This window comes from Streptomyces arenae, from assembly GCF_022343545.1.
Classification (GTDB): domain Bacteria; phylum Actinomycetota; class Actinomycetes; order Streptomycetales; family Streptomycetaceae; genus Streptomyces; species Streptomyces humi.
This window is the reverse complement of sequence record NZ_JAKQYH010000006.1, coordinates 142,309-155,932: the sequence shown is the minus strand read 5'-3', so window position 1 is coordinate 155,932 and position 13,624 is coordinate 142,309. Positions and strand designations below refer to the sequence as shown.

At 71.4% G+C, this 13,624-nt stretch carries 10 protein-coding genes; 8 read left to right on the top strand and 2 right to left on the bottom strand.

The features are described 5' to 3' along the window. Window positions 1-3: 3 nt before the first annotated feature. Window positions 4-1,527 carry a sigma-70 family RNA polymerase sigma factor gene (locus MB828_RS03535; RefSeq protein ID WP_301646869.1) on the bottom strand — a complete coding sequence of 508 codons (1,524 nt, stop codon included), beginning with the start codon at window positions 1,525-1,527 and terminating at the stop codon, window positions 4-6. A gap of 203 nt (window positions 1,528-1,730) precedes the next feature. On the opposite strand from MB828_RS03535, the gene MB828_RS03530 reads away from it, so the two are divergent. From MB828_RS03530 to MB828_RS03510, 5 genes are all read left to right on the top strand, one after another. Then, window positions 1,731-2,081, top strand: a complete 351-nt coding sequence (locus MB828_RS03530; RefSeq protein WP_133027484.1) for an SsgA family sporulation/cell division regulator — start codon at window positions 1,731-1,733, stop codon at window positions 2,079-2,081. A 223-nt stretch (window positions 2,082-2,304) separates the two neighbouring features. Further along, window positions 2,305-5,295 (top strand): BTAD domain-containing putative transcriptional regulator, encoded by a 2,991-nt coding sequence (locus tag MB828_RS03525; RefSeq protein WP_430381319.1) that lies wholly within the window; start codon window positions 2,305-2,307, stop codon window positions 5,293-5,295. Beyond that, window positions 5,292-6,179 carry a prepilin peptidase gene (locus MB828_RS03520; RefSeq protein WP_301646867.1) on the top strand — a complete coding sequence of 296 codons (888 nt, stop codon included), beginning with the start codon at window positions 5,292-5,294 and terminating at the stop codon, window positions 6,177-6,179. Before MB828_RS03525 ends, MB828_RS03520 begins: the two co-directional genes overlap by 4 nt. Before the next feature lie 73 nt (window positions 6,180-6,252). Then, window positions 6,253-7,452 carry a cyclic dehypoxanthinyl futalosine synthase gene (gene mqnC / locus MB828_RS03515; protein ID WP_301646866.1) on the top strand — a complete coding sequence of 400 codons (1,200 nt, stop codon included), beginning with the start codon at window positions 6,253-6,255 and terminating at the stop codon, window positions 7,450-7,452. Window positions 7,453-7,459: 7 nt separating this feature from the next. Beyond that, on the top strand, window positions 7,460-7,909 hold the full coding sequence (locus tag MB828_RS03510) for an imidazolonepropionase-like domain-containing protein (RefSeq protein WP_301646865.1): 450 nt from the start codon (window positions 7,460-7,462) through the stop codon (window positions 7,907-7,909). A 61-nt stretch (window positions 7,910-7,970) separates the two neighbouring features. Here the strand turns inward: MB828_RS03510 and MB828_RS03505 are convergent, their stop codons facing one another. Next, window positions 7,971-9,017, bottom strand: a complete 1,047-nt coding sequence (locus tag MB828_RS03505) for a chitinase (RefSeq protein WP_301646864.1) — start codon at window positions 9,015-9,017, stop codon at window positions 7,971-7,973. A 389-nt stretch (window positions 9,018-9,406) separates the two neighbouring features. Here MB828_RS03505 and MB828_RS03500 point away from each other — a divergent pair, with 389 nt between their 5' ends. Genes MB828_RS03500 through MB828_RS03490 form a run of 3 tightly spaced genes read left to right on the top strand, consistent with a single transcriptional unit; the run spans window position 9,407 to window position 13,617 of the window. Further along, window positions 9,407-9,706: a hypothetical protein gene (locus MB828_RS03500; protein WP_343236145.1), complete on the top strand. Its 300-nt coding sequence runs from the start codon at window positions 9,407-9,409 to the stop codon at window positions 9,704-9,706. Window positions 9,707-9,727: 21 nt separating this feature from the next. Next, window positions 9,728-12,205, top strand: coding sequence for a bifunctional polysaccharide deacetylase/glycosyltransferase family 2 protein (locus MB828_RS03495; RefSeq protein WP_301646862.1), 2,478 nt, complete (start codon window positions 9,728-9,730; stop codon window positions 12,203-12,205). Beyond that, a complete protein-coding gene (locus tag MB828_RS03490; RefSeq protein ID WP_301646861.1) occupies window positions 12,205-13,617 on the top strand; it encodes an acyltransferase family protein in 1,413 nt (470 codons plus the stop codon). The genes MB828_RS03495 and MB828_RS03490 overlap by 1 nt, the downstream gene beginning before the upstream one ends. The last annotated feature ends 7 nt before the right edge of the window (window positions 13,618-13,624 follow it).

Genomic DNA, 13,624 nt, shown 5'->3' with positions numbered 1-13,624 from the left:
GGGTTACGAAGTCGGCGGGTGCGGCTGTTGTTGTGCGGGGGGCTGTTGTATGTCCCCGGCGCCGTCGGCTCTGCCTTTGCCGCCGGGCTTCTTGCCGCCGCCGGTGTCACCTTGTCCGGGCGGGCAGTCGTCGTCACCGGGCGGTGGGTCCACGGGAGTGGGGTCGGTGGGTTCGGCCGGGGGAGTGGGGTCCGTCGGCTCGGCCGGTGGCGTGGGTTCCGTCGTGGCGGGTGGGGTGGGGCCGGGCGTCGTCGGTGGTGTGGCCGGTGGGGTGGGGTCCGTCGGCTCGGCCGGTGGTGTCGGTTCCGGCGTGGTGGGCGTCGTGGTGGTGCCTCCGGTTCCGTCGCCGTCCCCGTCCCCGGCTCCGGTTCCTCCGCCGCCACCCTTTCCGTCGTTGCTGGTTGGCTCCGGTGGTGGGGGGACGGTCGTACGGGCCCGAGCGGTGGCGTTCGCAGGCGTGCCGGTCCCGTCACCCCCGCCCGTGGCGGTCTCCGTCGGCGTGGTCGGGGGCGGGGTGCTCGCCGGTGCCGCGGGCGCCTCGGTCACCGGTACCTGGGCGGCCGGCGCGTCGGCGACCGGGGCCCGCTGGGCCGGGACCGGGGACGCCCGGCCCGGGCCGAGGATCAGGACCAGGGCCGCGGCGCCGGCGGCCATCGCGCCCGCGGCCACCACCACCGGCGTCTTCGTACCGCCGATGCCGGTGGCCTGCCGTATCCCGTGCAGCAGCCCGCTCCCGCCCCCGTGCGCGCCCGTCGAGGCCCCGGCGGCGGTGAGAGTGAGCAGGAACCTGCCGGCCGTACCGCCGACCGCGAACACCAGGAGGGCGGGGCCGACGAGCGCGGGGAGCCGGTCGTTGGCCCGCATCAGGGCGGCGAGCCGGGCCCGGCAGTCCTCGCAGCCGTCCACGTGCCCGAGCAGCCGGTCGGACTGCCGTTCGGTGGCGGCCCCGCGCACGTACGCGGGCATCCGGCTCCAGTGGACCTGGCAGGCGGGGTCGTCCGGCGCACCGGTCTGGGTGCGCAGGAAGGCCTGCCGCATCCCCTCGCGGGCGCGGTGCAGCAGTACGGCGGTGGCCCCGTCCTTGGTGCCCAGCTGCGGCCCGATCTGCGCGAGCGGCTGACCCTCGGCCTCGGCGAGCCAGAGGGCCTTGACCCAGCGTTCGGGCAACTGGCCCAGCACCCGCACGAGGAGGTCGACGGAGGAGACGCGGTCGGCCGGGTCGTCGCCGTCCCGGCCGGCCACCGTCTGCTCGGCGTCGTGCGGGTCCCGGGGCGTCTCGCGCACGGCGCCGCCGGCCGCGTAGGCCAGGTGCCGGACCGTCGTCGTCAGGTACGCCGACACGTTGTCGATGTCGTGCCCCTCGGCGATCCGCCGCCAGACCCGGAAGTGCGCCTCGGCGACGAGGTCTTCGGCGACCCAGGTGTTCCGCGTGAGGGACCGTGCGTACGCGACCAGACGCGGCTGCTGTTCCTCGTAGATCCGGGCGTAGGCGGCGGTGCTGATGACTGCAGAGGAACCGTCGTGCATGGCGGAACGCTCCAGTTGCCGGCGGAGTGGCGGGGAAAGGGTTTGTCAGAGTAGATGACGAAACTTTCAAGCAAAGTTTCACGTGCGTCAGGAAGTGACGCACATCACCCAAGTTGCTTGTGTTTCCGGCGTAATGAGAGGCCCGTAACGCGCTCAGAGAAGTAGGACGGCCCACCACCGCACCGCACTCCGGGAGAAGACCTGTGCCCATCACCGTCGAACAGCCCACCGGCGCCCGCCTGCTCACCGCCGACGAGCAGGAGGTGGCGGTCCCCGCGACGCTCCGCTACACCTCGGCGGACCCGCAGGCGGTGCACTTCGTCTTCCCGCCCTGGATCTCCCTGGACGGCGAGGAGGTCACCTGGACCTTCGCCCGCACCCTGCTGGAGGAGGGCCTGGCGGCGCCGGCCGTGCTCGGCAACGTCCAGGTGCGCCCCTACGGAACCGCGCGCACGGTCGTGGAGTTGAGGGCGGAGGAGGGGGTGGCCGCGATCACCTTCCCCACCTCCGCGCTGACCCGTTTCCTGCTGTCGTCCCTGCGGGTCAGCGGTTGACGGACCGGGCTCGCCGGGCGGTGACGTCGTGGTGTGTGGACCCCGTGCAGGTATGTCCGGCCAATCGGGCAGGAGTTGCGGGAACGGGAGGAAGCGGGCGGCAGTTGGCCGTTCTCCCCCTTCGACGCTGTCGGTGCCAGTCAATAGGATCGTCAAGGGGACCTCGACAGGCTCGTTGCGCCCCCGGCCCACTCCGTCACCACACGACCCCAGGACACCCGCCATGGCGCGACGCAGCACATCAGGCTCGACGGGAAGACCGACGGGGAGCCCGTCGGGTCCGCGGAACCGGACCCCTCAGCCGGTGCGGATGCGTCGGCGTTCCTTCGGGGACTTCGTCAAGGCGTTCCTCGCCTTCGTGGTGCTGCTCGTCCTCGTCGTCGGTGTCCCCGGCGCCCTCGCCGTGACCGTCGGCTGGCCCCTGCCCCGCAGCGCACCCAGCATGGACTGGCTGTCGCAGCCGATCGGCGTCGAGACGTTCCTGAACGCGCTGACCGTCATCGTCTGGCTGGCCTGGGCCCAGTTCACGGCCTGCGTGCTGGTGGAGGTCAAGGCGGCCGTCTCCGGCGTCGGCCTGCCCGGCCGCGTCCCCGGCGCCGGTCCCAGCCAGCTGCTCGCCCGCCAGCTGGTCGCCGCCCTGCTGCTGGTCGGCGCCACCGCCGCCAGCCTCACCCCGGGCCTCTCGCAGCTCGGCCACAGCCTGGAGGGCAACCAGAAGGGCACGGTCGCCGCCGCGCAGGCGACCCCCGGCATCCTCGCCCAGCAGCAGGAGCAGGCCAAGAACACCGCGGCCGCGCTCGCCGAACAGGCCGGCCATGTCGCGGCCCAGGCCGAGCACGGCGGCACCGGCGCGCACGGCGCCACGAAGTACTACCGGATCCAGCCGCCCGAGGGCCGTCACCACGACTCCCTCTGGGAGATAGCGCAGCGCCACCTCGGCGACGGCCGCCGGTACAAGGAGATCTACGAGCTCAACAAGGACCGCATCCAGCCCGACGGCTCCCGGCTCTCCGAGGCCAGTCTGATCCGCCCCGGCTGGATCATGGAGATGCCCGGTGACGCGCACGGCGGCGAACTCGTCGAGAACCCCGACGCGCACGTCTCGCCCGAGGTCCGGCAGCAGATCGGCGACTACGCGAAGACCGGCGACCACGCCCAGCACCAGGAGCAGGGCGGCGGGCAGCACGCGGACCAGGACGGCGCCACGGCCCGGATCAGCGTGCCGAGCCGGCGCCCGGCCGGTGACGCCGGCACCCCCGCGCCACACGCACAGGAGTCCGGCAGCGACTCCTCCGGCCACTCGGCCGACCACTCCTCCGCCGGCCACTCCTTCGGCCTGCCCGAGGCCCTGCTCGGCGCCCCCCTGCTCGCCGCCGGCCTGCTCGCCGCCCTCGGCCGCCGGCGCCGGCAGGCCCTGTGGCAGTCGGCGCTCGGTGCCGTCGGCGGCCGGCGCGGCATGGAACCGCCGACCCCGACCGGCGACGCCCAGGACGTGCAGGACGCGCTGCTGGTCGGCGCGGACCCGGAGGGCGTACGGCTGCTCGACCTGTCGCTCCGCGGACTGGCCGCCGCCCTCACCGCCGAGTCCCGTTCGCTGCCCGTCGTCTACGCGGCCTGGCTCAGCCACGGCGACCTGCATCTGCAACTGGCCCAGCCGGCCGGGAAACCCCCGGCGCCCTGGCAGCTCGGCCAGGACCAGACGTTCTGGACGCTGTCCCGCGCGGACGCCGAGCGGTACGAGGACACCGACGCCGCCGCGCCGTACCCCGGTCTGGTCAGCCTCGGCACCATGGACGACTCACGGCTGCTGCTCAACCTGGAGGCCGTGCCCGGCATCGTCTCGCTGAGCGGCCGGGAGGCCGACCGGGCCGCCCTGTTCGCCTCGGTCGCCGCCGAACTCGCCACCAACGGCTGGTCGGACCGGATGACCATCACGCTGGTCGGCTTCGGTGCGGACCTCACCCCGCTCGCCCCCAGCCGGCTGCGCCACCTCGACGACGTGGACGCCCTGTTCGAGACGATGGAGGCCGAGACCCGGCAGCGCCGGGGCGCGCTCGGCGCGGCCGACCACCACTCGGTCCTCACCGGCCGGACCGGGCCCGCCCAGCACACCCGCTGGGCGCCGAACCTGGTCCTGCTCGCCACCCAGCCGTCCGCCGAGGACGCGGTGCGCCTGGCCGAACTCGCGGCCGACGCGGCCCGGCTGGGCATCGGCTACCTGGTCGGCACCGAGAGCGGCGACCTGCCCGGCGCCGCCTGGGCGATGGAGATCACCCCGGACGGCAGGCTCCTCGCCCCGCTGCTCGGCCTCGAACTCCAGGCCCAGCTGCTGCCGGCCGTCCAACAGCGCGCGGTCGTCGAGCTGTTCGTGGAGGCCGACCCCGAGCGCGACCCGGACGGTCCGACCAACGCCCCGCCGTTCCTGGTCGACATCAGCGAACAGGGCCGTCCCGCGGTGTACGCGCGCCTCGTCGGACCGTACGAGATCATCGGCCTCGACAGCCCGGAGGGGGACCGCAGCGCCCTGCTCCACGAGGCCCTGGCGCTGCTCCTGCTGCACCGCGAGGGCGTGCACCCGCGCGTGCTGTCGTCCGCGCTGTGGCCGCGCGGGGTGACGGAGGACGTCCGTGACGCCCTCCTGGAGCGGCTGCGCGGCTGGCTCGGCACCGACCCGGACGGCAGCCCGCGCCTGCGGACCGACGCGACCGGCCGGCTCGTGCTCGCCAAGACCGTCGTCTCCGACCTCGACGTGCTGCGTTCCCTCTACCACGAGGCCACCCAGGGCAAGGGCGTCGACAGCCGCGCGGTCCGCGGCCGGCTCCTCACCGACGCCCTCGTCCTGGTCCGCGGTCCGCTGCTCGCCGACCGCGCGGAGGGCCGGTACCGCTGGCTCACCCACGAGATCATCGACGCCCAGCTGCCGCTGCTGGTCGCCGACATCGGCCTCGCCCTGTCCGCGTTCCACCTGGAGAAGGACCGTGCGGAGAAGGCCATCGAGGCGCTCGGCGCGGCGCTGAGGACTGCCCCGGCGGACGAGCGCCTGTGGAACGAGCTGCTGCGCGCCACGCACGCCACCGGCGACCCGGACCGCGTCCGCGCCCTCGCGGCCGAACTCGTCGCCCGCAGCGGCGCGCGCGGTCTGCCCCCGCGCACCGAGGCCCTTCTCGACGAACTCCTCCCGACCTGGCGCGACGGCGCCGCCGCGACGGGATGACCATCGCGCTGGACGTGGCGCTCCCGGCCGCCGCAGCCCTCTGGGGCGCGGCGGCCGGCGCCCTGCTGCCCCGCGCCGCGTACCGCTTCTCGGCACCGGCGGGAGAGCAGTGGCACAACGAGTGCCCGGCGGGCCACCGGATCACGGGCTGGCTGGGCCCCGCCCGATGCACACCGTGCACGCGGGCCACCGAAACCACGAACACAAGGCCCGGGACCGCCCGACCGCCCGACGCAGCGCCGGGGCAAGCCGCCCGCGAGGAGCCGGCCGACGCAGCGCCGGGGCAAGCCGTCGGCGAGGAGCCGGCCGACGCCGGGGTGCCCGTGGGGTCCGCGGATCGGTACGGTGCCCGTGGCGCCTCCCTCGGTCTTGCGACCGCTCTGGTCTGTGCTGCGCTGGCCCTCGCCACCGGTACCCGTCCGGAGCTGGGCGTCTGGCTGCTGCTGGCCCCCGTCTGCGTGCTGCTCGCGGTCGTCGACTTCCGGGTGCAGCGCCTCCCCGACCCGCTGACCCTGCCCCTCGCGGCCGCCGCGCTCGCCCTCCTCGGGGTGACCGCGCTGCTCCCCGAGCACGCCGGGCACTGGCTCACCTCCCTCTACGCGGCCCTCGCCCTCGGCGCCGGATACCTGGTCCTCTTCCTCATCAACCCCGGTGGCATGGGCTTCGGCGACGTCAAGCTGGCGCTCGGCACCGGTGCCGTACTCGGCTGGTACGGCTGGCCCACCGTGCTGCTCGGCACCTTCACCGGGTTCGTCCTCGGCGCGTTGTACGGCGGCGCGCTCGTCGTCGTACGGCGGGCCGGACGCAAGACGGCGATAGCGTTCGGGCCGTTCCTGATCGCGGGGGCGTTCGCGGGACTGCTGATCGGTGCGTACACGGCCTGAGGTCGGGCGGCCGGAGGGGCTGGCGTAGGCTGGTTCGGTCCGTCCACAAGCCTTGACGAAAGGGACGCGCCCGGTGACCGAGAAGGCCGACCTTCAGTCCGTCCTCGACCGTGCCGCAGCCGGTGGGCGGATCACCCCGGAAGAGGCGCTCGACCTCTACCGCGACGCCCCGCTGCACGCGCTGGGGGCCGCCGCCGACGCCGTGCGCCGCCGCAAGTACGCGGGCATCGAGCACATCGCGACGTACATCATCGAGCGGAACATCAACTACACGAACGTGTGCGTCACGGCGTGCAAGTTCTGCGCGTTCTACGCGGCCCCCAAGGACAAGGACAAGGGCTGGACCCGCGACCTCGACGACATCCTGCGCCGCTGCGCGGAGACGGTCGAGCTCGGCGGTACCCAGATCATGTTCCAGGGCGGCCACCACCCGGACTACGGCGTCGAGTACTACGAGAAGCACTTCAAGGCGATCAAGGACGCGTTCCCGCAGCTGGTCATCCACTCCCTCGGTGCCTCCGAGGTCGAGCACATGGCCCGGATCTCCGGTGTCTCCGTCGAGGAGGCCATCACCCGTATCCACGAGGCCGGCCTGGACTCCTTCGCGGGCGCCGGCGCGGAACTGCTGCCCGCCCGCCCCCGGAAGGCCATCGCGCCCCTCAAGGAGAGCGGCGAGCGCTGGCTGGAGATCATGGAGACGGCGCACAAGCTGGGCGTCGAGTCCACCTCGACCATGCTCATGGGCACCGGCGAGACCAACGCCGAACGCATCGAGCACCTGCGGATGATCCGGGACGTCCAGGACCGCACCGGCGGCTTCCGGGCCTTCATCCCGTACACCTACCAGCCCGAGAACAACCACCTGAAGGGCCGCACGCAGGCCACGCTCTTCGAGTACCTGCGGATGATCGCGATCGCCCGGGTCTTCCTCGACAACGTCCAGCACATCCAGGGTTCCTGGCTCACCACCGGCAAGGAGGTCGGCCAGCTGTCCCTGCACTACGGCGCGGACGACCTCGGCTCGATCATGCTGGAGGAGAACGTCGTCTCGTCGGCCGGCGCCAAGCACCGCTCCAACCGCATGGAGATCATCGACCTGATCCGCAAGGCGGACCGGGTCCCCGCGCAGCGCGCCACGACGTACGAGCACCTCGTCGTGCACGACGACCCGGCGAACGACCCGGTCGACGAGCGCGTGATGTCCCACATCTCGTCCACGGCGATCGAGGGCGGCACCGCTCACCCCGAGCTGAAGCTGCTCAACGCCAACTGACGTCGAGGTGCTGACGATCCACGCGGCCGACGAGGTCCGCCACGACTGGGACGGCGCCGGCGTCGAGGCCGGCGCCGTCGTCGTCGAGGGCGGCCGGGTCGCCGCCGTGGGGACCCTGGCGGAACTGCGGGACCGCTTCCCGGACGCCCGGCTGCGGACCTGGCCCGGCGTGCTCGGCCCGGCCCGCGTCCACGAGGGCCCCCTCCCGGACGCCCCCAGCCCGCGCGAACGCGTGCACGCCGTACTGAAGCTGGGGGCGACGACGGTCCTGGAGCGGTACGCCGACTCGCCCGAGCTTCGTGCGGCGGCGGACCGCAACGACGTGGCGGTACTGCGGGGCCCGGCCCGAAAGCCGTCGATAAGCGAGACGGGCCGGGCCGACCTGGCGGTGTTCGACGACACGGGCACGTGCATCGCGACGGTCTGCGCCGGCCGCCTTGTGCACAGACGCAAGTAGCCAGCGCCCCTTCAGGGGCGCGAGGAACTGCGCGACCAGCCGCCACTCACCCGCAGACGACTCAGCCCGCGAAAGCCTTCCCGAACGCTCCTGAACTTTGGTCGACGCCACTGCAGTTGGTCGCGGCGTCGTCCGATCCTGAACTCCCGCTCACGCACTGCACGTCCCGGAACGTCGACCATATCGACACCCACGCGATGTCCTTCTCCTCCGCGAACGCCCGTACGTCCTTCGCGTCGGCCAGCGTGAGGGTCTCCCCGTCCACGTCGTTCACCCCGATCATCGAGGTCAGCGCCATCCCGCCCCACGCGTCCGCGTCCGACAGCCCGAAGACGTTCTTCAGCTGCTTCTGCGTGGCCTTCGCCGAGGTGACCGCGTAGTCGCCCATGTCCCCGTCGTAGGACTCGCCGTAGTTCATGGTCATGATGTTGACCGTCGAGACCTGCACGTCGTACTTGTTCGCGGACTCCAGCAGCGCGAGGCTGTCGGAGTCGAGCCCCGAGGGCATCACCGGCAGGGTGAAGGAGACCTCCAGGTCCGGCCGTTCCTTCTGGAGCAGCGCGATCGCCTCGGAGCGCAGGGCGACCGAGTCGGAGTCGGTCAGCGTGCTGCCCTCGATGTCGAAGTCGGCCTGGGTGGAGCCCGCGGCGTCCAGCGCGGCGCCGTACGCCGCGGCGAGTCCGGACGCGCTGGAACAGGTCGTCGCCAGTTCCTTCCCGGAGGCCCCGCCGAAGGACACCCGCACGGTCGCGCCGCCCTCCGTCAACGCGGAGATCCGCGTCTTCACCGTCGAACTCCCTATCGCCGCCGTCCCGTTCCACTTCGGCGTACAGGTACTGCCGCCGGCGATCACGAAGGCCAGGTTGTACGTCGACGGCGCGCCCGAGTCGTCGGTGTCGGAGGCCTCCGTCGCGCTGACGTAGGGCGCGTACGACGTGCCGGACGTCCCCGAGGAGCCGGACGCGCCCGATGTGCTCGACGCCGACGGGGTCTTCTTCGGGGGCGAGGGCGCCGCGTCCGACGTGCCGTCGGAGCCCGAGGAGCATCCCGTCACTGCCATGGCAAACAGGAGGGTAAGCCCGGCAGTCGGCCTCAGGAAACCCCGCATTAAGATGCACCCGCTCTCGTGATTTGTGTCTCAGGATCGAAACAAAGCCTGATTCCAAAGGAAAACGTCTCACACGTACGGGGTGTTCAACGACTCGATCAATGCATAGAAAACTCATGGAAGGAAGTGCGCGAATCGGACCAATGGGATAGCGCAAAAGGGGTGCAGAGGTGGTTTCCCCTCCCCTGTGGCCTCCGCAGGTGTTCATAGAATCTCTCAGTGAAAAGACAGGTTAAGGCCTTTCTCATGGGCGCCTCACAAGAACCCCGAAGGCGGTCACATAAAGGCTCCCTAATATCTGTGGAATGCAATCCGAGCCTGCCATCGAAAGCCGCGCCGCGGGGCGCGGTCGCCGCCGCAAACAAGGCAACGGGTCTGCCGAGGGGCCCGTGTTCGTCGACTCCTCCGGACGCCGGTCCAAGGTGCTGCGCCGCGTCGGCCTTCTCCTCGGTGTCGTCTGCCTCGCCTACACGGGCGTGCTCGGCGCCGCCTTCATGGGCTGGGGCACCTCGCTCACCCCGTCCTCGCTGATCCCCGACTTCGCGCGCAGCGGCAACGCTCCCGGCGCCGAACGTCCGCAGGGCGGCATCGGCCGTGAGATCGGCGCGCCCTCCGCCCGCCCGTCGGCGCCGCCCTCGACCGCCGCCACCCCGTCCGTCTCGGTGTCCGCCTCCGCCACCGCCAACTGACCGGAACGCAGGCCTCTCCCCATGACTACACCGACGTCCTCACGCGGCCGCAGGCGCGCGCCCTCCCGTATCGAACGGGCAGCGGGCCGGGCCGCGGCGCTGCAGAAACCACGTGTCATCCTGGCTCTGCTGCTCCTGCTGGCACTGACCTGCGTGATGCTGCTCGACGGCTACCTGCGCGCAGAGGTCGGTGGCGACCAGCGGGTCCGCACCGGCGCCAGCGCCGGCAAGGTCCCCGACAAGATCCTCGACGGCGGCCCGATCCTCACCTTCCGGGGCGGCCAGGCCACCACCGTCTCCGTCCCCTCCAAGACCATCGCGCTCACCTTCGACGACGGCCCGAACCCGACCTGGACCCCGCAGGTCCTCAAGATCCTCGACGAGTACGACGTGCCGGGCACGTTCTTCCTGGTCGGTTCGATGGTGTCGCGCTACCCGAGCATCGTGAAGTCGATGGTGGAGCAGGGCAACGAGGTCGGCATCCACACCTTCACGCACGTCGACCTCTCCTACCAGAGCGACGCCCGGATCAACCGCGAGATGCAGCAGACCCAGCTCGCGCTCGCGGGCGCGGCCGGCATCACGACGACGCTCTTCCGCGCCCCGTACTCCTCCGAGACGGACGCCATCGACAACTACAGCTGGCCGGTCTACCAGAAGCTCGGCAAGGAGGGTTACACCAGCGTCTTCGTCGACACCGACAGCGACGACTGGAAGAAGCCCGGCGTCTCGAAGATCATCAAGTGGGCCACGCCGAAGAAGAACAAGGGCGCCTCGGTGCTCTTCCACGACGCGGGCGGCGAGCGCTCGCAGACGATCAAGGCGCTGCCGACGTACATCAAGAAGATGAAGGCGAAGGGCTACACCTTCACCACCATCAGCGGTGTGGTCGAGAAGCAGGGTGCCGCCGGCCGTGCGGCCGCCGCTTCCACCGGCAGCACGAACGGCGGGACCGGCACGGGGGTCTCCGAGGCCGGCGCGCTCACCGGTACGGCGTCCGCCACCGGTACGGGGTCCGCCACCGGTACGGGGTCCGCCACCGGTACAGGGTCTGCCGACGGTACGGGTACGGGTACGGGCAGTGGGTCGGGCAGCCAGCCCGGCGGCACCGTGCCGAACGGCGAGAGCGCCCCGGACGGCGGGAGCGGCGGAAACGTCGGGAGCGGCACGGGCACCACCGTCCGGCGCCTCCAGGCCGCCCACCGCACGGCCACCGGGATGACCCTCTACGAGGGCAAGGCGCTCATCGTGGCGGTCGCGATCGCCGAGTGGGCCCTCCCGGTCCTGTCCTACCTGCTGCTGGTCGTCGGCATCGCCGTGATGGGCCGCTTCGGCATGATGCTGCTCATCGCCCGCCGCCACTACAGACAGCGCAACAAACGCCGTTTCAGCTGGGGTCCGACGGTCACCGGCCCGGTCAGCGTGATCGTCCCGGCGTACAACGAGAAGGAGTGCATCGCCAACACCCTGGAGTCGCTGGCGCAGAGCACCCACCCGATCGAGATCCTCGTCGTCGACGACGGTTCCACGGACGGCACCTCCGAGATCGCCCGAGCCGCCGCCGACAAGCTCGGCATGACCAACGTCCGGGTCCTCCGCCAGGAGAACGCGGGCAAGCCTGCCGCCCTCAACAACGGTGTGCGCAACGCGAGTTACGACATCGTCATCATGATGGACGGCGACACCGTCTTCGAGCCGGACGCGGTGCACCAGCTGGTGCAGCCGTTCGCCGACCCCGAGGTCGGCGCGGTGGCCGGCAACGCCAAGGTCGGCAACCGCAACACGATCATCGGCGCCTGGCAGCACATCGAGTACGTGATGGGCTTCAACCTGGACCGCCGGATGTACGACCTGCTGCGCTGCATGCCGACGATCCCCGGTGCGATCGGCGCGTTCCGCCGGGACGCGGTCCTCCAGGTCGGCGGCATGAGCGAGGACACCCTCGCCGAGGACACCGACATCACCATCGCCATGCACCGCGCGGGCTGGCGGGTCGTCTACCAGGAGCACGCCAAGGCCTGGACGGAGGCGCCCGGTTCGCTCAAGCAGCTGTGGTCCCAGCGCTACCGCTGGTCGTACGGCACCATGCAGGCCCTGTGGAAGCACCGCAAGTCCCTGACGGACAAGGGTCCCTCGGGCCGCTTCGGCCGAGTGGGCATGCCCCTTGTCGTGCTCTTCCAGATCGTCACACCGGTCTTCGCCCCCCTCATCGACGTCTTCACGGTCTACTCCATGATCTTCGTCGACTTCGAGGCGGCCCTGCTGGCCTGGCTCGCCGTCCTCGGCATCCAGCTGGCCTGCGCGGCCTACGCGTTCCGCCTGGACAAGGAGCAGTACCGCTACCTCCTGATGATGCCGCTCCAGCAGCTCGCGTACCGGCAGATGATGTACCTGGTCCTCATCCACTCCTGCATCACCGCCCTCACCGGCGGCCGCCTGCGCTGGCAGAAACTCAAGCGGACGGGCGAGGTCGGCACCCCGGCCGGGGTGAGCGGCTGATGACCTGGGACCAGCAGAACCCGTACCAGCAGAACCCGTACCAGCAGAACCCGTACCAGCAGGGCTACAACGGCCATGCCCACGGCCCCTACGCCGGCCAGCAGCAGTACGCCCAGCAGCCGTACCCGGATCACACCTACACCCCGGCACCGGACCAGACGGCCCCCCTGCCCCTGGTGGAACCGGAACCGGGACCGGGACCGGAACTGAAGCCGGAGCCGCAGCCGGAGCCGGATGCGACCGCGACCGCGACAGCGGCCGCGGGCGCGACCGCTGTGGGCAGGCGTTCCGCTCGGCGGAACGGGCGGGCGCAGCCGGCAGCGCCGGGCACCGGGGCGACAGACGCCAAGGACGCCGACCCGGAGCAGCGGCCCAAACCCCCTGCAAGGGACCGCTACTTCGACACCCTCCGCGCCGTCGCCCTGATCCGCGTCGTCACCTATCACACGTTCGGGTGGGCCTGGTGCGGCATGGTGTTCCCCTCGATGGGCATCATGTTCGGCCTCGCCGGCACCCTCATGGCGAAGTCCCTGGAGCGCCCCGCGGTGAAGGTGGTCAAGAGCCGCCTGCGCCGCCTGCTGCCCCCCTTCTGGTTCTGGGGCTTCTTCGTCGTCCTCGCGATGCTGATCCACGACTGGCTGCCCGGCTGGCAGATCGTCTACTGGATCGTGCCGCTCGGCGACCCGCCGGGCAACGCGTGGGGCGAGCAGGCCTGGGAGATCCTCTGGTACCTGCGCACGTACCTCTGGTTCGTCCTCCTCTCCCCGGCCCTGCTGTGGGTCTTCCGCAAGGCACCGGTCCCGGTGCTGCTGGGCTCACTCGCCCCGATCCTGGTCCTGAACTTCGTCTGGTCCGGCCCCGACAACCGCTTCGGCAGCGCCCTGTGGGACCTGTCGACGTACCTCTTCTGCTGGATCCTCGGCTTCGCGCACCGCGACGGCGTGCTCCAGCGGATGAAGCCGGCCCTGGTGGTCGTGGGCTCGCTCGCCGCGCTCGGCTACGGCGGCTGGTACGCCTTCTCGCACCAGGCCGACTTCGGCACCTACGACCTCGACGAGAACCCCCTCGCCCAGGCCTTCTGGTCGGCCGGTTTCGTCCTGCTGCTGATGTGGGCGAAGGCCTACTTCGAGATCGACTTTGCCTGGCTGACCCGCTTCAAGAAGCTCGACCGGACGGTCACGGTCTTCAACGCCCGGGCGGTGACGATCTACCTCTGGCACGAGATCGCGCTGATCCTCGCGGTGCCGCTGATCGACCGGATGTGGGACGTGCCCGCCTTCGAGAAGTGGCTCCCGCTGGACAGCCAGTGGTTCATGTTCGGCGTCGGCTGGATCCTGATCGCGGTCTTCGTCCTGCTGTGCGGCTGGGTGGAGGACGTGGCCGGGAAGAAGAAGCCGAAGCTGCTGCCGTAGGAGCGTG